Raw genomic sequence first — 22821 nt, forward strand, 5'->3', positions numbered from 1 at the left:
CGCAGGACAGCAACGATAAGCAGCAAGTCGAGTCGATGTTGGACGAAATAGCCAAACCGGAAAACGATTCGGGCAAGCCCGATACCTTGCCGGCCGATAACGGTTACTTCAGCCAAAGCAACGTCAATGTCTGCGACGACCGCGACATCACGCCGCTGATCGCTCGGTCGTGAGGCCCACCATCGGTCTTTGGTAGTACGACTCGCGCCCGATGCGCCCGCGCCGCAAAGCGACGATCCGGTCGTACAAATGGCGCATACCTTGAAAACCAAACAGGGTCGTGGCCGCTACGGACAGCGTAAATGCACCGTAGAGCCGGTATCTGGCGTCATCAAACAGATCATGGGCTTTCGACAATTCTTGTTGCGTGGCCTGCAAGCGACTTCCGGCGAATGGAAACTGGTCGTCCTGACCTACAATCTGAAACGAATGCACGTGTTGGCGGCCGGATAGGCCGACATGAGCGTCAAAATATCCCCGGTTTATGTCGCATGGCGATCAGGCCGGACCGCTTTTTGCTGTGTGCAGCCCCGAAATATATTGTCTGAGCCGCGCCGCTAACTTCGTTTGCCTGCCGGCCCCACAAATTCAGCCGGGCATGTTTATTCTCCGACAGGCTCCTAGTGAGATTTGTGCAATCACGTGGTCGGTTTTTTGTTTGAGTTGTAGCTCAAAAACTACAGTGATTTATACTCCTTTACCTGTTGATGCTCGAATTCTCACGGATATCGAACAAAGAAACTAAGTCGGTTATGTTGATCTGCAATGATATTAAGTTAAGCCGAGCAGTTTGAATGACTGAGCGGTTGTTGTGTAAAGGCATTGGTCGCAGGTATTTGGAGCGATCAATGCCCGCAGTTTTGGGTTTAAAGTCCTGGAATGCCGGTCACCCCTTCAATTGACCAGTTTTCGATATTATTGATGCCCGAAATGTCGTCTCCGTTTTCATATTGAATACGACATACATATTGATAAATCGTGCTTGACGAGTCTTTTGAAGCTATATCAACCTCTGCATTAATAATGTATTCATAGTTTCCTATGCTCCATGCATTGGTTGGTTGGTTAGAAAAGGATAGAGTGTTTTCAGAGTCGATTTTGCTGCTGATGAAGCTGTTGCAATGGGAAAACGCAATCGCTGTCATGTCGTTTGAGATCGACATCGGATTGGCTTCGTCTTTGCTATCGACTAAAAATAAATCGGACGCGGCAATTTCATACATCCATGGCATGAAAATTTTAATTTGAAGCGCAAGCAAGCCGGCTAGGCAAACTGCGAACAGAATAATTTTTTTTTTGTTCATAAGCTCATTGTGTGGGGTGTTGTTGTAATCGTTAAAGCTAACTTGGTGAGAATTCTAACAAAAAAAAATCGGGTGCGTTATTTAGATAAATGGGGCTGATTGAGTCTTAAAATATGGTCGCCATGAAAATTCGAAATATTGTCTTGACAAGGGATGTCGAACTGGTAGACTGCCAAGCACTCATCAGGGATGAGAGGGGGTTATATGCCATTATGGCCCGTAGTAACAGGGATTAATAACGAACTCCCGGATTTCCGGGGATTTTGAAAATCTTTTAGGAGGTAGAAATGGCTGCTACAACTGAATCAGTTAAGGCTGATGCTGCGGAAGCACCGCTTTTAAACAAAAGAAACCTGACTTTGGGCATCTTGCTGTATCTGGTTTTCTATTCTTTCATTCGTTGGTATGAAGGTGTCTACGGCTGGTCAGCTGGTCTGGATTCTTTCGCTCCAGAGTTTGAAACATACTGGATGAACATGTTGTACATCGAGATTGTACTCGAAGTGTTACTGTTTGCTGGTATCAACGGTTACCTCTGGAAAACTCGTGATCGTAAAGTCATGTCAATCACTCCACGTGAAGAACTGCGTCGTCACTTCCATCACTGGGTTTGGTTGGTGTGCTACGGCTGGGCTATCTACTGGGGTGCTTCTTACTTCACAGAGCAAGACGGTACTTGGCATCAAACTATCGTTCGTGATACTGACTTTACTCCAAGTCACATCATCGAATTTTACCTGTCATACCCAATTTACATCATCACTGGTACAGCTGCATTTATGTACGCAAAAACCAGACTGCCAACCTATCATGAAGGTTTGCACCTGATGTATTTGGTTGCAGTTATCGGTCCATTCATGATTCTGCCAAACGTTGGTTTGAATGAATGGGGTCACACATTCTGGTTTATGGAAGAGTTGTTCGTTGCTCCATTGCACTACGGTTTCGTATTCTTTGGTTGGGCTGCTCTGGCCATCATGGGTGTTGTGAACACCGAAGTAATGGCAATTACCAAATTGCTGAAAAAAGACTTGGCATAATAGCTTAGGTCGATAAAAGTAAAATACTATCTCCTTTCTTGCCTCGCTTAGGTGGGGCAAGATAAGGGAAAGTGAAAAAAAATAATTTTAATTCTTTAGGAGGTAAGCTAATGAGCGCATCTCAATCAGCTGTACGTTCTCGTGCGGAAGCGGTTCAAGTTTCCCGTGCGTTCGACTGGATGATTCTTTTTACACTGTTTACAGCAGTTCTAGGCGGTTACCATATTCACTACATGTTGACTGGTGGCGACTGGGACTTCTGGACCGACTGGAAAGATAGACGCCTATGGGTAACCGTGGCACCTATTGTTTCTATTACATTCCCCGCGGCTGTTCAAGCCTGCTTGTGGTGGAGATACCGTCTGCCGATCGGTGCAACTATTTCTGTTGTTGCTCTGATGATCGGTGAGTGGATCAACCGTTATATGAACTTCTGGGGTTGGACTTACTTCCCAGTTAACATTTGCTTCCCATCTAACCTGCTTCCAGGTGCGATCGTTCTTGACGTCGTTCTGATGCTGGGTAACAGCATGACTCTGACAGCTGTTGTTGGTGGTTTGGCTTACGGTTTGTTGTTCTACCCAGGCAACTGGCCAATCATTGCTCCTCTGCACGTTCCTGTTGAATACAACGGCATGATGATGACATTGGCTGACTTGCAAGGTTACCACTATGTACGTACCGGTACACCTGAATACATCCGTATGGTTGAGAAAGGTACATTGAGAACTTTCGGTAAAGACGTTGCTCCTGTATCAGCGTTCTTCTCTGGATTCGTTTCTATCATCATTTACTTCTTGTGGCACTTCTTCGGCCGTTGGTTCGCAAAAACCGACTTCATCGCTGACGACGCTTCTTAATTCGAAGTTTTTGGTTGAATAATGACGACTGGCAATAAAAGCAGTAATAACACCTTGCCAGAAGATCTTAATTACAAGTTCTCTAGTAATAGAGGAGGAAACATGAAATTAATTAAAGACAAAGTTGCAAAACTGTCCTTTGTCGCACTGCTGGTTACTATGACAGCAGCGATGTTCTATGCTCCATCAGCATCTGCTCATGGTGAAAAGTCACAGGCTGCGTTCATGCGTATGCGTACTATTCACTGGTTTGACTTGAACTGGTCTAAAGAAGAAGTTCCTGTCAATGGAACTATGACCATTTCAGGCAAATTCCTGGTATTCGCAGGATGGCCGGAAACTGTTGACAAACCAGAAGTGTCTTTCTTGAACGTCGGTATCCCCGGTCCAGTATTTATTCGTGCTGGTTCTTGGATTGGTGGTCAATTGGTTCCTCGTTCGGTATCTTTGGAACTGGGCGAAACCTATGAGTTCAAAGTACTGTTGAAAGCACGTCGTCCTGGTGACTGGCATGTTCATTCTATGATGAACGTTGAAGGCGGTGGTCCTATCATCGGTCCAGGTAAATGGGTAACCATTACTGGTTCTATGAGCGAGTTTGTTAACCCAGTTACTACTTTGACTGGTCAAACAATCGACCTGGAAACCTACGCGTTGGATAACGTTTATTTCTGGCATGCGGTTTGGTTTGCGATTGCTTTCGCTTGGTTGCTGTTCTGGATCAAACGTCCAATTTTCGTTCCACGTCACATCGCTGTTAGCACCGGTAAAGCTGACACTCTGATCTCTGCTGGCGATAAAAAAGTTGCTATGATCTTCGGTGTTGGTACTTTAGTTATCGTTGCTGCTTCTATGGGCGCAACCAACGAAAAATACCCTGTAACCACTCCATTGCAAGCAGGTTTGTTGCGTGGTATGAAAACTTATCAAATGCCTGAACAAACAGTTTCAGTAAAAGTTGATGACGCTACATACCGTGTACCAGGTCGTGCGATGCAAATGACCTTGACCATCACCAACAACGGTGACTCTGCTGTACGTTTGGGCGAGTTCAACACCGCTGGCGTTCGCTTCTTGGATCCTGCTGTTCATGAAGATGATACCGCTTATCCAGATGACTTGTTGGCTGAAGAAGGTTTGACTGTTAGCGACAACAGCCCACTGGCTCCAGGTGAGACCCGTACTGTTGAAGTTACAGCTTCTGACGCTGCTTGGGAAGTATATCGTCTTGCTGACTTGATCTATGACCCAGATAGCCGTTTCGCTGGTCTGTTGTTCTTCTGGGACGAAAATGGCAACCGTCAATTGGTAACTGTTGACGCTCCATTAATCCCAACTTTCATCTAATGAGAGTATTCTAAGAATAACATCTTAGAGCAATAATAAAGCCCCCGTTACCGTAAGGTAACGGGGGTTTTTTACTTTATGTCAAGTGTAAGACTGTAACGTCACATACGGATTCCCTCATTAACGTTATTTGATTTGAATCAAAAGCAAAAGTAGCGAAATAACAATGAAAAAAGTTTTACTGATTTTGATCCCGACGCTATTCGTGGCTGGGTGTACCGAAAAAGCGGAATATGAAAAAGCCGTTCTTGAGCAGATGGAAAAGGATCAAGATATTAAGGATTACAATATTGAGCCAACGATCATGGTTAATTGCGTCGTTGAAACTTCATCAAAAAAAATGCCAGGGCTGGTGGCAATAGATCCAAGTCGTCGTGAAGCCTATAAAAACTACACAACGATGTTGAGGCTGTATGATACAAGTGACCCGAGAAAGACGTTAGACGAGTTGCGGGATTCTTTTGGTTCAGCCAAAGCACTAGCGGACGCGCATGCAAACTATGCTGAAAGCGTAGTAGAGTGTGTGTCGGGCTTGGTAACGAGTGAAGAAGAAACAATGAAATAAAATAATGTCTTTGGCTATATTGTGGCCAAGTTACGCCGGTGCAGAGTCACCCCTTAGCATAAAAGACGGCGTCCATTGACGGTTGCATCGTTCGATACGACGGATTGAGTGATCGTTTGATCTCCGGGTTGGAGAATTGCGAATCGTTTGGGAGTTCTCGCTTGAAAAAAGCAGATGCCGCGGATAAAAAAGTCGGTTGTTTCATGGTCGCCTTGCTCAGTCATGAGGCCCGTTTTGTGGCCCTCTTTGTGGATTGACTGAATCCAGCAAGGAAATATTTTGTTTAAAGTCAAAAAAAACGAGAGCTTAGCTCTCGTTCTTAATCTTGGTGGTGGAGGCGGCGGGAATTGAACCCGCGTCCGCAAGCACTCCGCCACAAGCTCTACATGCTTATCCCGCGCTTTTTATTTAACTGTTGACTACCCGTCGGGCCAAGAAGATCAACAGCGATTCCGATTGGATTTTGCGCTTTTGGCTCCGGACTAAGCCTTGGCGCGATCTTATGTAATATGATCCCTGAACGCCCCCGAAGGAGCTCCGGACGCATAAGCACATCCGGTCAGAGAAGTGGTGCAGGTTTTAAGCTGCTAAAGCCACTGAGTAGTTTTCGTCGTTTGCGAATACTTTTTTTCAGTAGGTTTTACGAGCTGTACTGTGCTCGGCATGCACCTGAGGTTTTGCTACCCACGTCGAAGCCAAGTCGCCCCCAAGTAAGGTCATTCTATCTAATTTCAGAAAAATTGTCAGAATTATTCATCCCGGTTTTGTCTGTTTTAACAACGGCTTGAGCGCGATCGAAAACTTTTGTCGCGCCATATCGCCCACGATTCCCGTATAGCTGGCTTGCAGGTACAAATCGACCCCGCAGACTCTAGCTATCATGGAACATCGCCCCGTCATCGCAAAATTTCGGCCTTGCAAACGATAGGTCAGCGGCACGCAGTCGTTGCGATGGATAGGGCCGGAAACGATGAAGTCTATCCGTTGATCGAACATCTCATAGACCAATGTATCCGCCAACAGTTCCAGTGTTGCTAGTAGAACCTTGTCGTCATCGCCGATGCAACCGTAAATTCGGCATTGGCAGGCCTGTAGGTCCTTCAAAAGCCAATCGGCCAGATCGGCGACTTTCAGTATTCCGGGTCGAGATGGGCGGAATTTTTCCAGGCCGTGGAATCGTTTCATTCAGCACGTTAGTAGATGAAGCGTTAATGCAGCCACTATACCAGAGTGATCCGCTTAGTCTTCCAATGAAAACACCGAGCCGAGGGATTTAGCGATGATATATGGCGTCAAACCGCGAAAACGATTAGAGGCTGGATTTAGGCTTTTTGCTTGAGCCAGTACAGTGTATAAACAGCGATGATCAATAAATTTACCAATAAGGTGGTTCCAATTTCATCCGCGCGAGCGATATTGGCGGCTTGTTCGGCAAAAACGGAAGATTGAATGAGTGACAATCCGGCGAGCGGTAGTATGGCCTTGATAAGCATAATAGTTCTCGGCAAATAAAAATCGAATCGATATAGTAGTGAATCGATTTTTAATTCGTCAAGTTTTTGTTCCTCAAAAAATATAAGATGCTTGGCCAAATCCACATGCCGCGGTGGTTTGAATAGGTGTTGCGTCGGCAAAATTAAGCGCTGTTGTTGGCAATGATGGCTTGGATGATCGCCTCCGCGCCGTCCATTTCGTGATCATAAATGTCCGTATGGTAGGCTTCGTGGTTTAATTCCAGTTTAGCCGCGAAGGTTTCAACGTCATCGTCGCCTATATGCACGCGGGTGAAGGTCGATAAACCCGGCTGCAGCGGATAGAGGCGTAACTCGTCCGCATCTAGCGCTATGCGAACTTGCAGGCGTTCGGCGATATGGATGAAATTGCCGGTGGTATTGTCGGTGGGAAGAAGCGCGAAACTGCTGCCGGTGGCGGGATTAATGCCTTGAACCCAGCCGTGGTAGCAGCGCTCTTCGGCGTATGCGTCGACGCGAATTTCCGCCGATTGGCCGAGCCGGATTTCGGCGACCTGGGTTTCGAGGAAATTGGCTTCCACCCAGACTTGATCCAGCGGCACGATCACCATTAATGGCGTACCCGCTGTCAGATTGTCGCCGATCTGAACCTTACGTTTGCCGACATAGCCGGACACCGGAGCCACAATATTACGGCGCTCATAATCCAGAAAAGCTTTTCGCAGCCGGCTTTTGGCTTTTTCCACCGATGGATGATTTTCGACGCTGGAATTACGTAACAAGGCGATAACGCCGCGTTGTTCGGACCTAGTCGCCCGTATCGAGGCTTCGAGTTCCGCGATTTTATCTTGGGCATTTTGTACCTGTTGCGCCGAAGCCGCGCCATCCATGGCCGCGATCGACAGTCGTTCGAGATCGTGACGTATTTGAGTGACAGCGGCCTGTTTGGCAAGCATGCGTTGTTTCAAGGTTTCGACTTTAGCTTGCAGACTAGCAACATTGCGCACGGACTCCGCCAATTCGGCCTTGGCCTGCTGAAAGGCAATCAAGGCATGTGCGCCGTCCAGCTTGACCAGTACGTCGCCTTTTTGGACATACTGGGTATTTTCCGCCAACACCTCTATCACGGTGCCGCCGGCTTGCGCCTTCAATGGAATCAGATGACCGGCGACAAAAGCGTCGTCGGTGCCGATCCAGTCTCTATGATTCAGCCACCAATGCAGCAAGGCTCCCAAACCGGCCAACACAAAGGCCATCGCCAGTAATTTTAAGCGACGGTTGCGTTGACGGATGATTTCTCGTGGGCGTATCTTGTGCGGCATAGACAATCTTATTGGGTTTGGCTGGCTATCATCGCATCATCGTATCCGCCTCCCAGCGACTTGATGATCGCGACCGAAGCCTTGCGCATTTCAGCGCTTAATGTCGCCAGTAGCAGGCGTTCGCGGTTCTCGTCGATGCGGGTTTGCAAAAGAGCGCTTTGGTCCGCTAGCCCGGTTTTGACTAAGCTGTTGCCAAGTCGGTGTTTGGATTGGGCCGCTGTCAAGATCTCGCGCTGTTCCGCTAGCCGAAGTTCAAATTCGCGCCAGCGGCTTAATGCGTCGGCCACTTCCCGTATCGCATGTACCAAGCTGGCGTTATAGCGTTCGACCGCCGCATCGTACGCCGCTTGGCTGTGACTGAGATTGGCGCGCAAGCGGCCGCCTTGAAATATCGGTAGTTCAATCGACGGGCCGACCGCATAGGCCAGGCTGGAGCCTTGTAAAAGGATGTCGGTTAGGCTGGCGCTATGCAGGCCGGTAAAGGCGATCAAATTAATGTCGGGGTAAAATTCGGCTTCCGCCACATCGATTTCTTCGGCTGCCGCCTCCGCTTGCAAACGCGCGGCGCTCAGGTCGGGGCGTCTGGACAACAGGTGTAAAGGCAGGTCCCCGGGCAAGGGCGGCGGAAACCGTAATTCTTGCGTTCCGACCGGAATGTCTTGTCCCCAATCGGCACCTTTGCCGGCCAATGCCGCCAGCCGATGTTTGAGCAATTCGATCCCGGATTCCAGGCTCACTTTCAATTGTTTCGCGGCATGTAGCGCCGATTCGGCTTGCAGCAGCGGCGCGTCGCCGCTGAGACCGGTCGTGAGCCGGGTGCGGTACAAGGCTTCCAGCGCGACTCGGTCGGCGACGATGCGTTCCGCCAGGGCCAATCTTTCGGTTGCGGCCTGCAAGTCGAAATAGGCGCCGGCTACCTCGGCCGCCAGCAACAATTGGGCATCCGCCAATTCAGCTGCGGCCGCCAGCGATCGGTTTACCGCGCCTTGCAAAGCCGCCTGGTCCCGCCCCCAAAAATCCAGGTGGTAACGCAATATGAATGGATTGATCAGCAGTTGCCGGAAATGCTGGCCGGCGAATTTGGCTTGCACGCTGTTGGCGGAATAGCGCTGCGCGCTGAAGCTGACATTGGCGTCTATCGTCGGATACAAGTCCGCCCCTTCGGCGTCGACCATGGCTTGAGATTGGCGCAACCTGGCTTCGGCCACCTTAATGTCAGGGTTGTCGGCGATGGCAGTGCTTATCAGCGTGTCTAACGCCGGGTCGGCAAATTGCGTCCACCAGTTTTGACTAGGCCATTGGTTGACTGTCGCCTGCGCCGAGGCCAAGGTTTTGTCGATTTTAGGCAAAGCCATCATTTCAGCGCGTTGGCTATCTTCGCCAAACCAAGCGCAAGCACTGGTGGTCAGCAAAATCGATGCGATGGCGAGTCGCTTGAGCGGACGTGTGATATCGCTCATCAAACCGTCTCCGCCATGGTTTCCCGCGCCTCGCGACCCAGTTCCTCTCGCGGTGTAATTTTGACCGGCGCGCGGGTCGGATGAGCGAACCAGACTAGGGCCGCCAGCGCAAGAAATGCGCAAGCGGCCATCCAATAGGCATCGTTCATACTGCGAATGATCTCGGCACGGCTGGTCAATTTGACGAACTTGGCAAGCGCGGCCGGTTGACTGAAGCCGACCTCGACCAGGTTTTGTACGACGGCCATTTCCGGCTCGACAACAGACGAATGGTTTTCGGCGAAACGGATGAAATGCAGCGGCGTGCGCCGATAAAGCACGATCGCTTGCAACGAGATGCCGATGGCGCCGGCGGCGATGCGCATCAGATTGGCCAATTCCAACGCGCGCCATTGCCGTTCCGGCGGCAGCCCATGCAACAGCAAGGCGGTCAGCGGTACGAAAAAACTGCCCAGACAAATGCCTTCGAATAATTTGACCCAGAACAATTGGGCATAGCTGTCCGGATCGTCGAAGCGGCTCAGCCAGAAATAAACCACGGAAAAACCCAGCAGATTGGCGCTGGCCAGCAGGCGGGCATCGCAGCGCTTGACGATTTCATGGAATACGCCGGCCATGGGTTTGGCGAAGATGGCCATAGGCAGAAAGATCAGGCCTGCCAGTAACGAGGAGTATCCCAGCGTGACCTGTACTTGTACGATCAGCATCGACAACAGGCCTTGAAACATAAGGAATCCGAAGAAAAGCGCAATCACGCCTATCGTGAAATTGCGGCCGGCGAAAAGACGAACGTCCAGAAACGGATGGCGCACGCCTAACTCCCAAATGATCCAGCTCAGCAGCGTGATAATGATGAATACGATCAGGCAACTGATATAAGCGGAGTTGGTCCAATCCCAATCGTTGCCTTGGTTGAGCAAGGCCTGAAAGCCAAACAAGCCCAGCCCGGCCAGCGTAAAGCCGACGCCATCGAAGCGATGCCGAATCGATAGACTACCGCGCGAATAAAGCAAGGCGCCGACGCAGCCCGCAACCGCCAGAGCGACCGGAATATTGAACCAGAATAACCAACGCCAGCCCAAGGTGTCGGCTATCCAGCCGCCCAGCGGCGGTCCCAATGTGAATGGGGTCAATGTAAAAATGCTCCAAACCCCGATACCGATCGATTTGCGTTTGTCCGGATATTCCTTGACTAAAAGGGATTGCCCCAAAGGCAGGCTCAAGCCCCCGGCAAACCCCAATAAAATACGGCCGGCCAAATACGGATAGAACGCGGTCGAACAGGCGCACAACAAGGATGCAAATGCGTATATCACAAATGCGGCGACGAAAGGCCGGTATTCGCCGACCCGGCGGGATAGCCAGCTGCCCACCGGAAAAGCCAATGCCAATCCGGTCATGTAGTCGGTTTGGCTCCATGCCGCGAAACTCAGCGGTATCCCTAGGCCGCCGGCGATGCGGGGCAGCATGGCGATATAGGCGCCCGCATTGAAAATCACCAGCGCATGGCTGGCGCCGAGGCAGAAATTGAACAACAAGAAACGCCAGCCGCGCAGACGCTTGGAGTAGATGAGGCTCATCGCCGGCTTAACGGATAAGTCATGGGTTCCAAGCGCCAGCCAAGCCGGTCGAACGCTTGGTTTAACAAGTTTTCGCCCAGGTCGGCGATGCGCTGTCTGAATATTTCGCCGTCCGTTGCCAAGGAGCGCAGCGCCCGGCCGTCGGTTTCGAAAGCGTCTACGCGAGTGCGGGCTATGAGCCGACCGGTGTTCGGGTTGATCAATTTCAACATCACTGCCAGCGATAACTGGCCTTCGAAGATCCGGTACTTGGCGACACCGACTTCCAATACCGCGTCGAAACCACGCAGTCCGGCATAATCCGCCGTAACGCCTTCGAGTGCGTACCAGTCTTGGATGGCAAATTGCCAGTGACTTAACTCGGCGTTGCGCTCGGCCTCGGTCAAGGGCAACGGACGGTAGTTTCGACTTAAGGCGCTATGAATCCAATGCCTCGAAAGAGTCTCATGGGCTATTTCGGCAAGGGCCCTTGTGGGCGTCCAGGCGGCGCCGATTGCGCCCGGTGACGGCGCTTGCAGGCTAGCGTCGAGGGTTCTGAGTTCGTCTCCGTCGACCAGCCCGGCGATCAGGATGCCGGACGGTTTTCGGTACAGACGCTTTTCCAGATCGACCGCTATGGCCATGTTTCGAAAATGTCCGTAGGCCGGAATCCTGCTTTCAACCGGATCGGGTGCGATTTCCAGAGGCGGCGCCTCCACGGCGACCACCAGCACCGATTCCAGTTTGTCCAACTCCGCGTTCGAGGCCTTGATCGCCGGCGCTCCGCAACTGCACAGCATGCCGGTAATCAAAACAATCCATACCGTTTTTTTTATGGCTTGAGTTACGGAAATAGAACAGTGGCGTAGATCGACCGGAGTTGGCGAGTATGCGATCTTGTTCATATCGGTTCTCCTATATTGGGGTGCTCAAAGGTGCGAAAACCTGATAGCGATTCACTATAGACACGACATTTATATAAGACAAACGATATTTATTGGACTTTAATATCGACATTACCGATACTAAAAGCATGGACATCGACCAAATCAAGACATTTCTCAGTGTCGCCGCCAACGGCAGCTTTCTAGAGGCCGCCAATCGTTTATACGTGACCCAATCGACGGTCAGCGTGCGCATACAGCGCTTGGAAGCCTATTTAGGCGTGCAGTTGTTCATCCGCAACCGCGCCGGCGCCAGTTTGACCTTGGCCGGCAAGCGTTTTTTGCGGCACGCGAAATCTTTGCTGCTGACCTTGGAACAAGCCCGGCACGAAATCGGTTTGCCGAGCCGGTTTCGTGCCAGCGTCACCATAGGAGCCAGGATCGCCTTATGGGAATCCTTGCTGCCGCGGTGGATAGGCGAAATTCGCAAAGACATGCCGGATATTTCGATTCGTAGCGATATCGGTTTCGAGGAGGATTTGATGCGCGGTTTGGTCGAAGGCAGCATCGATATCGGCATGATGTATACGCCGCAGCATAATCCCGGCTTACGGGTCGAGCATTTATTCGACGAGATTCTGGTGCTGTTGACCAGCGACCCGAGCCGGCCGTGGCCGAATGACGACTACATCTATGTGGACTGGGGACCTGGGTTCTATGCTCAGCACAGCAATAGCTACCCTAGCTTGGAACGGCCGGCACAACTGGTGAATATCGGCTGGCTGGCGGTGCAACTGGTGTTGTGCAACGGCGGTTCCTGCTATCTGCCGATCCGGCTGGCTGAGCCGTGGCTGGCCTCCGGCAAGTTGTTTTACGTGTCGGACAGCGCCCGCTTCGCGCTGCCTGCCTATATGGTTTCGCAGCGCGAAGGCGATCCCGCGGTATTGGAACCTCTTTTGGAACGCCTGCGGGCCCTGGCCGCGATCGAACGACAAAAAAGTTACGGGCTAGCGGCAGATCAATCCAGCGTGGACGAAGCGACATGAAAGGCATCGCTATAAATGTTCTGAAAGCTGGCGCCCTTTAGAAAAGCGTCGCGTTTGGTTTGTTGCACCATGCCGGGATGGCCGCAGAGATAAACTCGCCAATCCCGTAAATTGGATAATTCCGCCAGCGCGATCTTATTAGCCCGGCCGGGAGCAATCCCGCTCGGCGTTTCGCCGCTGGATACGCACGGAGTGTAATGAAAGTTGCTGTATTGTCGCTCAAGCTTTCGCATTTCGTCTATCCAGTACAAACCGTCCATTTCCCGGCTGCCATGGTAAAGGTGAATCTCGCCGCCGTGACCGTGATGCAAGGCTTCCTCGATTATGCCGGCCAGCGGCGCCAAACCGCTGCCCGTGCCGATCAACAGTATGTTCTGTTCCGGGTTGCTCGGCAGGTAATAGCAACTTCCTTGCGGATCGGAGACCTCGATGCGATCGCCGACTTCCAACTCTTGATGAGCCCACTCGCTAAATTGACCGCCCGCAAGGCGGCGGATGTGAAAGCTCAGCGTATGCGCATGAATCCGGTTATTGGCAATGGAATAACTGCGCGTCAATCCATCGGCGCGCCTCAGGTTGACGAACTGACCCGCGTAATAGTCCATGGGCTCGGCAAGCTCTATCGTAAGCATTAGGATTTCCGGGTTGAGTAATTCTTTACTGACCACGGTCGCGTCGGTAAAGCTGGACGCCGCCGAACCGATGCTGATCGTCATATCTTCGTGCGGCAGGCACAAGCAGGCCAGAAAGTAGTTTTGATGTTGAAGCACATCTTTTAAACCCTTCTGGGCCGCAACCGGAGGTGGCCCCTCTAGGCTACGAACCATACAGCTTTGACAAGCGCCCTCCCGGCAGGCATGGGGGATGTCGACCCGTTCTCGCAGTAAACTGTCCAACAACGATTCTCCCTGCCGGCTTTCGATTTGGCGTTCGCCGATAGTGATGGTTTTTGACGACATCCTCCCGGTCTCCTTCAGCGATTCAACACATCGTCCCGCGCGCCTTCGGCGATCGCGGCGGCTTGAGCGATAAGCTCTTGCGGTACGTTCAATTCCTGTAGGGTGGCGCCTAAATGTTCCATGACCGCGTCGAAATGGGAGTCGTCCAAGCCTAGTTTTTGCACCAAGTGAGCATGAGCCTGGCGCATATCCCGGCCCGTATAGTTATTAGGACCGCCGAATGCCATCGTGAAAAAAGCTTTTTGTTTGGCGAGTTGCTGCTCCATATCTTTGTTATCGAAAAACCGGTTGATTCGGTAATCTTCCAGAACCTTGCGATAAAAGATTTCGACCGCTGCGCTGACGGCCGGTTCTCCGCCCAGTTGTTCGTAAAGTGTGGTGTTGGTTTCGGTCATGATTAAATTCTCCGGTATGGTGTGACGATACGAATAAAAGCCTTAAGGCGAGAATAGAATAGGGGATAAAAATCACTTTTGCAATATAAATATGATAAAATTAATTTATGTTAAGCTTCCATGCTTTGTATGTGCTATACTTTAGCCGTTAGATTCAACGCCAACTCCCTATGATTACTGCGCTTTCGTCCGTCATGAATACTCAAGCCGGTTCACGCCAAGAACAAATATTGACTTTGTTATTGAACGCGCCGGAAGGGCTTAGTATTGATGAAATGGCGTTCAAACTGAATATCTCCAGAAATGCGGTTAAGCAGCATTTGGTGGTATTGGAAAAACAACAACTGGTAAGGGAAGCCGCCTTAAACAGTACCGGCGGCCGGCCGGCGCGCAGTTACAATCTAACCGAAAGTGGAATCAATCGCTTCCCCAAGCAATATGCCTGGTTCTGCAATTTGCTGTTAAACGAGTTGGCCGCGAACATGAGCGAGGATGCATTGGAAAAAATGATGTGGAATATGGGTGTGAAATTAGCTCAGTCTTTAGCACCGCAATTCCAGCATAAAACCCAACAGCAAAAGCTGACCGCGTTGGTCGATTTAATGCAAAAATTGGGTTATCACGCCGAACTCGAACAAGACGGAGACGCTAACGGCATCAAAGCGGTTAATTGTGTCTATCACGATCTGGCGCAAAAACATCCCGAACTTTGCAAGTTTGATCAGGCGCTGATTTCCACTTTGCTGGATAGTCCAATCGAACAAACTTCATGTATGGCAAAACACGACTGCAATTGCCGTTTTCGGACGGGGCGATAAGCTATTCCCCTGCTCCGGGCAAGCTATTGGAATAGCCGGACGTAATCAAATCGGGCGTTTCCGGTTTCAGCAGCAGAGCGGCGAAGGCGGGCAGTTTGTCGATTCGTAGCGAGAATTCCTGCCCATGCCAAGGGATATCTTCGATGGCGTAACGATTTCCAAGCCGGCTCCGGCTGAGTCCGCCGTACTCCGCGTCGTTGCTGTTGAATATTTCCGTGTGAGGTGCCGGGAATGGAACGCCGATACGGTAATTGAAGCGGGATATCGCCGAAAAATTGATGACGGCGATCAAAGCGATGCGTGGGTCCTTGGCTTTGCGCATGAATACGATGATACTTTGCCGGTCGTTGCTTGAATCGATCCAGGAAAAGCCCGCCGGCCGGCAGTCCATTTCGTACAAGACCGCTTCGCTACGATACAGCAGGTTCAAGGTCTTAAAATATGACTGTAGGCGCCGGTTCATGTCGTTTTCCAGCAATGGCCATTGCAGCTCGGAGGATTCGCTCCACTCCCGCTGTTGTCCGAATTCCGCGCCCATGAAATTCAGTTTTTTGCCGGGATGGGTAAACATAAAGAAGAACAACAAGCGCAGATTGGCGAATTTCTCCCATTCATTACCCGGCATCTTGGTATACAGCGATCCTTTCAAGTGCACGACTTCGTCATGCGACAATGACAAAATGAAATTTTCTTCGAAGGCGTAGTGAAAAATGAAACTCAAGCGATGGTGGTGATATTGCCGGAATTCGGGCGGAGTCTGCAGGTAGCAGAGAATGTCGTGCATCCAGCCCATGTTCCATTTAAAACCGAAACCGAGGCCGCCGGCGTCGGTCGGGCGCGATACGCCGGCCCACGCGGTCGATTCTTCCGCGATCATCATCACGCCGGGGAAACGGCCGTGCACGATAAAATTGGTATGTTTCAGGAATTCGATCGCTTCAAGGTTTTCGTTGCCGCCGTATATATTCGGTATCCATTCTCCATCCTTGCGCGAATAATTCAGATACAGCATCGAGGCGACCGCATCGACTCTGAGGCCGTCGAAATGATAATGCTCCAACCAGAACAAGGCGTTGGCGATCAGAAAGTTTTCGGCTTCGTGGCGGCCGTAATTGAAGATCAACGTACCCCAGTCTTTATGTTCGCCTTTCCGCGGATCTTCGTGCTCGTACAAATGACTGCCGTCGAACTTGGCCAGCGCATGCGCGTCCTTGGGAAAGTGTCCGGCGACCCAGTCCAGCAGCACGCCGATACCGTTTTGGTGGCATAGGTCGACCAACGACATCAATTCCTCGGGCTTGCCGAGACGCGAGGTCGGCGCATAAAAATTCGATACCTGATAGCCCCATGACGGTTCGTAAGGATGTTCGGCAATCGGTAGAATTTCGATGTGGGTGAAGCCCATCTGTTTAACGTACGGTATCAATTTTTCGCCGATCCGGACGTAATTCATCAGGCTGCCGTCCGCACCCCGCCGCCAAGAAGCTAAATGCACCTCATAGATCGTGATCGGTGTGCGCCAAACATTAGTACGGCGCCGTTGCCGTAGCCATTCATCGTCGTGCCATTGATAGGTATTGTCGATGGCATAAACCACGCTTTTAGTGGCCGGCGCGGTTTCCGCATAAAAAGCGTAGGGATCCGACTTAAAAAACGCAGCTCCGTGTCGCGGAAAAATCTCGAATTGATAATGCTCGCCTTCTCCGAGCTCCGGTACAAACAGTTCCCAGATGCCCGATCGGGCATGCAATTTCATCGGATGGCCTTCGCCGTTCCAAGCATTGAAGTCGCCGAGCACACTGATTGCCGCGGCGTTGGGCGCCCATACGGCGAAATTGACCCCGGTTATTTCCCGGTACGATCGCGGATGCGCGCCTAATATCCGGTAAATTTCATAGTGGTTGCCTTCTGCGAATAACTTCCTGTCCCGGTCGCTTATATAAGATACATCGATTGCATAAGTATCAATCAAATCGTCATGCCGTCCGTCGTTTTGCAAAAAATGCAGCCGATAGCTTTTATCGGCCATGGCATACGGTACGATGGCTTGCCACAGATTTTCTCCGCCCAGCCGTTCCATTTCATAGAACACGCTTGATTGTTCCGGAAAATAAACGTAGCCGCACGACGCCTTGGGACGTATGGCCCGTATGGACGCTCGCTTTTTTGCCGGATCCCGGTGCAGTCCCAGTATCGCATGGGGATTGCTGATATTGCGGCGTTGAAACAGGCAGTTTAGCGTTTCTTTATTTAAGCTAAGCGGCATTTCAGGCGTATGCACCAACCATAAAATTCCGGGGTTTTCGTTGCTGCAAGCCGTTATCAAGTCTCGATACAGTTCGAAATCGTCGTTTTTTATGCGGAAACCGTCGATATGATAAATTTCCAGCCAGAACAGAATGTAAGAAAGTAAATAATTTTTAACGCTCGATTGATCTGTCGCGAAATAAAAGCCCCGAGCCTCGGTGTCTTTTTCTTGCCGCTCGTACAAAGGGGCGCCATCAAAATAGACCAGGTTTTTCGGTACCTCCGGCAAGAACGGGGGTATGACGTCCAGAATAACGCCGAGTCCGTAGCGATGACAGCGGTCGATCAATGCTTGGAATTGTTGCGGTGATCCGGCACGAAGGCTTGGCGTAAAAAAGAAGGCCATGTCGCTTGCAGGATCAGTGAACATGGGGATCTGCAAGTGGCTATAGCCTTGCTTGCCCAAGTTCTTCAATACCGGTTCGGATAGATTAAACACATCTAGAGCGGTTTGTCGATTCGGGGGAGAAAGCCGAAAAACCGCAATGTCCTGTGAATGCCGAGCTTGTTGCGAGCCGCTATCGTGCCGGCAATGTGTTCGAGCGGGATTGCAAACGATGGCTGCTGCTTCGGGCGTGTTCTCGACGCGAAAAGCAAAAGGATCGGTCTTTAGAAAAACCTCGTCCGCCGCCGTTCTGATCTCGAATTTATAATAATCCCCTGGCTTGGCACCCGGAATAAACAACGCCCACAATCCGATAGGGCTGATTTTTTGCATGGTATGTTGGCGGCCGTCCCAAGCGTTGAAATTGCCCACGACCGAAACCCGCTGTGCATGGGGCGCCCAAACGCCAAAACGCACGCCGCTAACGGAATTTCTGGTTTCCACATGCGCGCCGCAACGTTCGAACAAACGGTGGTGCTTGCCGTTCCGAAAGCTTTTCTCTTCATCGGCATCGAGATCGGCGACCGCAAAATTATAAGGGTCGCAGACCGTCGCTTGACGTTCGTTGGCGTCGGCTATTCTTAAAACATAATCCAGTCCTTCGCAATTTTCGGTACCCGGCACTTGCGCGACGAAAAGGCCTTCCGGGTGAAGCTTATCCATTTTGACGCACTTTTTGACGGGGCGCTTGACGAAAATGCTGATTTCCGCCGCCCGAGGAATGAAGACGCGTATGATAAACGGTTCGCGACGATTGTTCGTACGCTGAGGACCGAGTACGTCAAACGGTCTTTCATGGCGCAATTCAACGATTTTTATCAAGTCATCGTTCATAAATATCGTGCCCGTTGGTGTGTTAAAACCGTCGATCAATGGTCATGGCGCCTTAACCATTGACGGACCGCGAAAGGCTTAACCACGTTCAGCCGATTTTAGTTGGCGTCAATTCTAACCGATTTTGTTCGCCGGTCTGCATGGAAGAAGATAGCCATTATCCAATCAACCGGTAATTAACTATTTACGGAATCGACGATGGCGAAAGAGTCCGCTCTCGAGCGTTTTCGAAAGGAGGTCTAACCCAGTGAAAAGGAGCTTTCACGGTCGATTTGCACATCTAAAGCCGTCCGTGCAAGCGAATTTGAAAATGGCTATAGATAAGTGCAATCCGTTTTTGTAGCCGGCAAAAAAATAACCATTCCGTTCTGATGGACTCGTCGAACGCGTTTCGAGGCGTTAGGGCGTATTGCCGATTCCGAACGCGGGCAATAACCCTGTCCGAATTAAGGTATAATCAGCCGCAGACCGGCAGACTGGAGAGCGGCGGCCAAACCAGGGCTGTATTCAATGTGGGGTATCGGTTGTCAAGGCTTTACCGGAAATGGGCCTCTTAGGATATCGTCCAAAATAACTTCCCGATATGGCAATAGTCACTGAGGAGGTACCGAGCGAGGATGTCGGCGGCAAGGACGCTGCCGTCAAGCCCCCATGGAAGGGTTCCCGACTCCGGTTAGATCACTAACAGCGAGCAGAGCATGAAGATAGACACGATAGATTTTTTCGTTGCGCAAGCGGCTGGTTTCGGCGAAACCTTGAGCAGTCGTAAAGGCCGAAGCGACATGATTGATGGCGTATTGTCGCAAGCGTTTAGCAGTTTCGACGGCAATGTCGAGATGGAGGCCGAGGGCTATCCCCGGATTGCCTGCGGTAAGGGCTGCGCCACTTGCTGCACCTTGCGAGTCACTGCGACCGCGCCCGAAGTGCTGTTAATCGATCGTTTCCTGCGCTGGAGCGAATTTCCGGACCGCAAACTCAATCTGGTCAAACGGCTGAAAAAAGCCAATCAGGTAACGTGCGGATTGAACGAAGAACAGCGGGTTCGGCTGCGGCGGCGCTGCCCTTTTATCGAGCAGGGCGCATGCATGATTTATCCGGTTCGTCCTTTGGCCTGTCGCGGTCACGCGTGTTACGACCGACAAGCCTGCGTCGATGCGGCGCGCGGCCGTATAAACAGTATTCCCATTTCCGAACCTCACCGGATATTTCGCGGCTTAATCCAAAATGCTTTACTATCCGCGCTACGCGATGCCGGTTATGCTTGGGGAATTTACGAATTGAATCAAGCGCTGGCTATTGCGCTGGATGACGAGAGTTGTCTGGCCGGTTGGATGGCCGGTCATGACGTGTTCATACAGGCGAGGATAGCCGACGTCAGCCAGACCGAAATGGCGCATCACTTCGATCAGATTAAGCTTATCGATTCGGCACATTATGACGCCGAACCAAGTAATTTAAATTAGTCGGCAATGGTCGGCCCCGTGACCTGCTTTTGCGCGCCGACTCGGTGCCTGACGCAAAAACTATGACTGCTCCCGGCTTTGGCCGGCCTGGTGGTTGATGTAACTACGGGCAATTTTTCGCAAGCCGTTGGCGGAGATTTCCAAGCCGAACGGTGAACCGATGGATTCGAGCTCGTACATCAAATCGGTGGCTGCGATCAAGGTCAGATAGCGCAAACCTTCCGCACCGGGCAGTTGTTGGGACACGGTGCGCAATAAGGGCGCTAGTTCGTCCCAGGATTGGTTGATAAAGGCTCGGACCGGATCGTCGTTTTCGTCGTATTCCCCGGTCAAACCCTTCTCAAACGCGATGCCGGCTTTTTCGAGTACGCCGTGCAAAGTATTGCGGCTTTGCGCCAATTCGCCGTCAAGCGTTGCTTGGTTAATGGCTTTGTCCAGCGAAGTTTGCCAGCTTTGCCAGATCGTATGCCACCGGTCTAACTCGCTGCTGCTGAAAGGTTCGGCAATTTTGTTATTCGGTTTTTTCAGATCGGCCGTAAAGCCCAAATTTAATAGGATAGCCTGGGCGTCGGCCTTAACCGAATTAAAACGCAGGCTGTCGACCGAATCGTGTAGTTGTTCGGTATTTTCCGCCGGCACATAGGGCAAAAGCGTTTTGACGATGTCGTCGCGCGATTTGTTTAGGTCGATTTTCAATTCGGCTAAACGGGGGGCGACTACCTTTTGCAACAAGTCTTGCAACTGCGCGATATTTAAAGCTTGCCCGTTGCGGTCGAAGGCATTGGTCTGGGTTACCGGAAAACTCAGCACATTGCCGGTCTTATCCAAGGTTGGTTTTTGCAGGGTTTCAAGAATGCCGTTCCATTTAATCAGCGCCATGCACTTGCCGCCCATTTTTGCGCCAAACTTCGCATGCACGGTGTTGTCGATTTTTACTTGCCCGTTCACGCCGCTGATTTTCGGGTCGGATAAGTCAAGATAGCTACAGCGTTTTCCGTCTTGCCATAATTGCGCAGTTTGCCCTTCGCCGGTAAATAGTTCGTTGACCAATACATTTTGAATGAGCCGGTAATCCAACGGCACCGGTACGGCGACTTCTCGCGCTAAGGCGCCGGCGGGCAATAGCGCGCTGATGGCAAAAATGAAGGGACGAAGTAGTTTCATAGTTTATTCCTCAACCAAGTTAGCGGTACCTCGATAAGCCGATGAAATCGGATAACGGCGGTCACGTCCGAAGGCTCTGGGGGTAATGCGGATGCCGGGAGGCGATTGCCGACGTTTGTACTCGTTACGGTCGACCAACGTGATCGCCCGTTTTACTGCTGCGATAGGATAGCCCAGGGCGACTATTTCTTCGGCGGATTTATCTTGTTCGATGTACATGGCCAGTATTGGATCCAGCAGTGCATAAGGTGGCAATGAATCTTCGTCTTTCTGATCGGGCGCAAGTTCCGCTGATGGTGGGCGGGTAATGACGCGCTCCGGAATCACCGGAGAAATAGTATTGCGGTACTCGGCCAGTTTATAGACCATTAGTTTAGCCACGTCCTTCAGCGGGGCAAAACCGCCGGCCATGTCGCCGTATAGGGTAGAGTAGCCTACGCTCATTTCGCTCTTATTGCCGGTGGTCAGCAACAGTTTGCCTTGTTTGTTGGACAGGGCCATCAACAAGATGCCGCGGCAGCGGGCCTGGATGTTTTCTTCGGTGGTGTCTCTCGTAGTGCCGGCAAATATGGGGGACAGCATCTCGGCAAAAGCATTCACTGCCGGTTCGATCGGAATGATGTGGTATTTGACCCCGAGTGCTTCAGCTTCCAATTTGGCGTCTTCGCTACTCATATCCTGGGTATAGCGCGACGGCATCATGACGGCTTCGACGTTGCCGGCACCCAGCGCATCCACCGCCAAGGCCAATACTAATGCCGAGTCGATGCCGCCGGATAAGCCCAGAATGGCGCCGGGGAAGCCGTTTTTGCGCACGTAATCCCTGATGCCGAGCACCAGCGCCTTGTACTCGCTGACCACCGCAGTATACGTGGGCGCGATCGTTCCCGTCTGCGGTTTAATGCCGTTGAACTCGACAATGCTGATTTGTTCCTCGAACTCAGGCGCTCGAAATACGATCTCGCCTTCGCTATCGGCAACGAAAGAAGCACCGTCGAAAACCAATTCGTCCTGACCGCCGATTTGATTGACATATACCAATGGAATTCCGGCTTCCTTGACTTGCTTGCAGATGATATGTTCGCGTTCACGCATCTTGCCGGCATGGAAGGGCGAGGCATTTAGCGCTAAGATGATATCGGCGCCCGCTTTGCGATTTTTTTTAATAATGCCGTCCACCCAGATATCTTCGCAAATGGTTAGGGCCAATTTGCGGCCGTTAATTTCGAATAAGCCGGTTTTGTGACCGATATTGAAATAGCGGTGCTCGTCAAATACACCGTAATTCGGCAAAGCATGTTTATGATATTCGGCGACCATTTCGCCGTCATGTAGGACCACTGCGGCGTTATAGCGCCATTTGCCGTGGACTTGCGGATAACCGATTACGAGTGCGATGCCATGAACTTGCCGCCGGATTTCATCGACGGCGTGTTGAGCTTGTTGAAGAAAATCCGCTCGCAGTAATAAATCTTCCGGCGGATAGGCGGTGACGCATAGTTCCGGAAATACGACGACATCGGCGCGTTGTCGCTTGGCTCCTTCTGCCGCGGCAATGATTTTCGCCGTGTTGGCCTTGATATCGGCCACCGCAAAGTTCAGTTGGGCGAGCGCTACTTTGATCGACATGGGCGGTT

At 51.3% G+C, this 22821-nt stretch carries 20 protein-coding genes and 1 other RNA gene; 8 read left to right on the plus strand and 13 right to left on the minus strand.

From position 1 onward, the window contains the following. Positions 1-189 precede the first annotated feature (189 nt). A complete protein-coding gene (locus tag ACW73I_RS18145) occupies positions 190-453 on the plus strand; it encodes a transposase (protein WP_458030847.1) in 264 nt (87 codons plus the stop codon). Positions 454-866: 413 nt separating this feature from the next. On the opposite strand, the gene ACW73I_RS18150 is transcribed toward ACW73I_RS18145, so the two are convergent. Further along, positions 867-1304 (minus strand): hypothetical protein, encoded by a 438-nt coding sequence (locus ACW73I_RS18150; RefSeq protein WP_458030848.1) that lies wholly within the window; start codon positions 1302-1304, stop codon positions 867-869. A 287-nt stretch (positions 1305-1591) separates the two neighbouring features. On the opposite strand from ACW73I_RS18150, the gene amoC reads away from it, so the two are divergent. From amoC to ACW73I_RS18170, 4 genes are all read left to right on the plus strand, one after another. Then, entirely contained in the window at positions 1592-2344 is a 753-nt protein-coding gene (gene amoC, locus ACW73I_RS18155) for a bacterial ammonia monooxygenase, subunit AmoC (RefSeq protein WP_458030849.1), read from the plus strand. 110 nt (positions 2345-2454) lie between these two features. Next, positions 2455-3204: a bacterial ammonia monooxygenase, subunit AmoA gene (gene amoA, locus ACW73I_RS18160; protein ID WP_458030850.1), complete on the plus strand. Its 750-nt coding sequence runs from the start codon at positions 2455-2457 to the stop codon at positions 3202-3204. A gap of 102 nt (positions 3205-3306) precedes the next feature. Then, a complete protein-coding gene (gene amoB, locus ACW73I_RS18165; protein ID WP_458030851.1) occupies positions 3307-4551 on the plus strand; it encodes a bacterial ammonia monooxygenase, subunit AmoB in 1245 nt (414 codons plus the stop codon). Positions 4552-4717: 166 nt separating this feature from the next. Next, on the plus strand, positions 4718-5116 hold the full coding sequence (locus tag ACW73I_RS18170) for a hypothetical protein (RefSeq protein WP_458030852.1): 399 nt from the start codon (positions 4718-4720) through the stop codon (positions 5114-5116). Positions 5117-5445: 329 nt separating this feature from the next. On the opposite strand, the gene ssrA is transcribed toward ACW73I_RS18170, so the two are convergent. The 7 genes from ssrA to ACW73I_RS18205 all read right to left on the minus strand — a co-directional run bounded on the left by ssrA (position 5446) and on the right by ACW73I_RS18205 (position 11834). Next, positions 5446-5824, minus strand: a transfer-messenger RNA (tmRNA) gene (gene ssrA, locus ACW73I_RS18175). A 45-nt stretch (positions 5825-5869) separates the two neighbouring features. Continuing rightward, positions 5870-6301, minus strand: a complete 432-nt coding sequence (locus tag ACW73I_RS18180) for a hypothetical protein (RefSeq protein ID WP_458030853.1) — start codon at positions 6299-6301, stop codon at positions 5870-5872. Positions 6302-6438: 137 nt separating this feature from the next. Beyond that, a complete protein-coding gene (locus ACW73I_RS18185; protein ID WP_458030854.1) occupies positions 6439-6609 on the minus strand; it encodes a hypothetical protein in 171 nt (56 codons plus the stop codon). Positions 6610-6752: 143 nt separating this feature from the next. After that, positions 6753-7910, minus strand: a complete 1158-nt coding sequence (locus ACW73I_RS18190; RefSeq protein ID WP_458030855.1) for an efflux RND transporter periplasmic adaptor subunit — start codon at positions 7908-7910, stop codon at positions 6753-6755. A gap of 8 nt (positions 7911-7918) precedes the next feature. Then, complete coding sequence (locus ACW73I_RS18195; RefSeq protein ID WP_458030856.1) at positions 7919-9370, minus strand: efflux transporter outer membrane subunit; 1452 nt, start codon at positions 9368-9370, stop codon at positions 7919-7921. After that, positions 9370-10950 (minus strand): DHA2 family efflux MFS transporter permease subunit, encoded by a 1581-nt coding sequence (locus ACW73I_RS18200; protein ID WP_458030857.1) that lies wholly within the window; start codon positions 10948-10950, stop codon positions 9370-9372. The genes ACW73I_RS18195 and ACW73I_RS18200 overlap by 1 nt, the downstream gene beginning before the upstream one ends. Then, on the minus strand, positions 10947-11834 hold the full coding sequence (locus tag ACW73I_RS18205) for a hypothetical protein (RefSeq protein ID WP_458030858.1): 888 nt from the start codon (positions 11832-11834) through the stop codon (positions 10947-10949). The genes ACW73I_RS18200 and ACW73I_RS18205 overlap by 4 nt, the downstream gene beginning before the upstream one ends. Positions 11835-11926: 92 nt before the next feature. Here ACW73I_RS18205 and ACW73I_RS18210 point away from each other — a divergent pair, with 92 nt between their 5' ends. Beyond that, the gene (locus ACW73I_RS18210; protein WP_458030859.1) at positions 11927-12859 is read left to right on the plus strand and encodes a LysR family transcriptional regulator; all 933 of its coding nucleotides are present in this window, start codon (positions 11927-11929) and stop codon (positions 12857-12859) included. On the opposite strand, the gene ACW73I_RS18215 is transcribed toward ACW73I_RS18210, so the two are convergent. Together ACW73I_RS18215 and ACW73I_RS18220 are read right to left on the minus strand one after the other, a co-directional pair. Beyond that, positions 12832-13818: a 2Fe-2S iron-sulfur cluster-binding protein gene (locus ACW73I_RS18215; protein WP_458030860.1), complete on the minus strand. Its 987-nt coding sequence runs from the start codon at positions 13816-13818 to the stop codon at positions 12832-12834. The two genes, ACW73I_RS18210 and ACW73I_RS18215, sit on opposite strands and share 28 nt — an antisense overlap. 14 nt (positions 13819-13832) lie before the next feature. Further along, complete coding sequence (locus ACW73I_RS18220; protein ID WP_458030861.1) at positions 13833-14213, minus strand: group I truncated hemoglobin; 381 nt, start codon at positions 14211-14213, stop codon at positions 13833-13835. 170 nt (positions 14214-14383) lie between these two features. Here ACW73I_RS18220 and ACW73I_RS18225 point away from each other — a divergent pair, with 170 nt between their 5' ends. Then, on the plus strand, positions 14384-15031 hold the full coding sequence (locus tag ACW73I_RS18225; RefSeq protein WP_458030862.1) for a helix-turn-helix transcriptional regulator: 648 nt from the start codon (positions 14384-14386) through the stop codon (positions 15029-15031). Between the two features lies 1 nt (position 15032). Here the strand turns inward: ACW73I_RS18225 and glgB are convergent, their stop codons facing one another. Then, entirely contained in the window at positions 15033-18557 is a 3525-nt protein-coding gene (glgB, locus tag ACW73I_RS18230; RefSeq protein ID WP_458030863.1) for a 1,4-alpha-glucan branching protein GlgB, read from the minus strand. A 698-nt stretch (positions 18558-19255) separates the two neighbouring features. Between glgB and ACW73I_RS18235 the strand changes: the two genes are divergently transcribed. Beyond that, on the plus strand, positions 19256-20020 hold the full coding sequence (locus ACW73I_RS18235; protein ID WP_458030864.1) for a YkgJ family cysteine cluster protein: 765 nt from the start codon (positions 19256-19258) through the stop codon (positions 20018-20020). 60 nt (positions 20021-20080) lie between these two features. Here ACW73I_RS18235 and ACW73I_RS18240 read toward each other — a convergent pair whose 3' ends face one another. Together ACW73I_RS18240 and ACW73I_RS18245 are read right to left on the minus strand one after the other, a co-directional pair. Then, the gene (locus tag ACW73I_RS18240) at positions 20081-21184 is read right to left on the minus strand and encodes a hypothetical protein (protein WP_458030865.1); all 1104 of its coding nucleotides are present in this window, start codon (positions 21182-21184) and stop codon (positions 20081-20083) included. A gap of 3 nt (positions 21185-21187) precedes the next feature. Beyond that, positions 21188-22813 carry an NAD+ synthase gene (locus ACW73I_RS18245; RefSeq protein ID WP_458030866.1) on the minus strand — a complete coding sequence of 542 codons (1626 nt, stop codon included), beginning with the start codon at positions 22811-22813 and terminating at the stop codon, positions 21188-21190. Positions 22814-22821 lie beyond the last annotated feature (8 nt).

This window comes from Methylomonas sp. MgM2 (assembly GCF_054172045.1).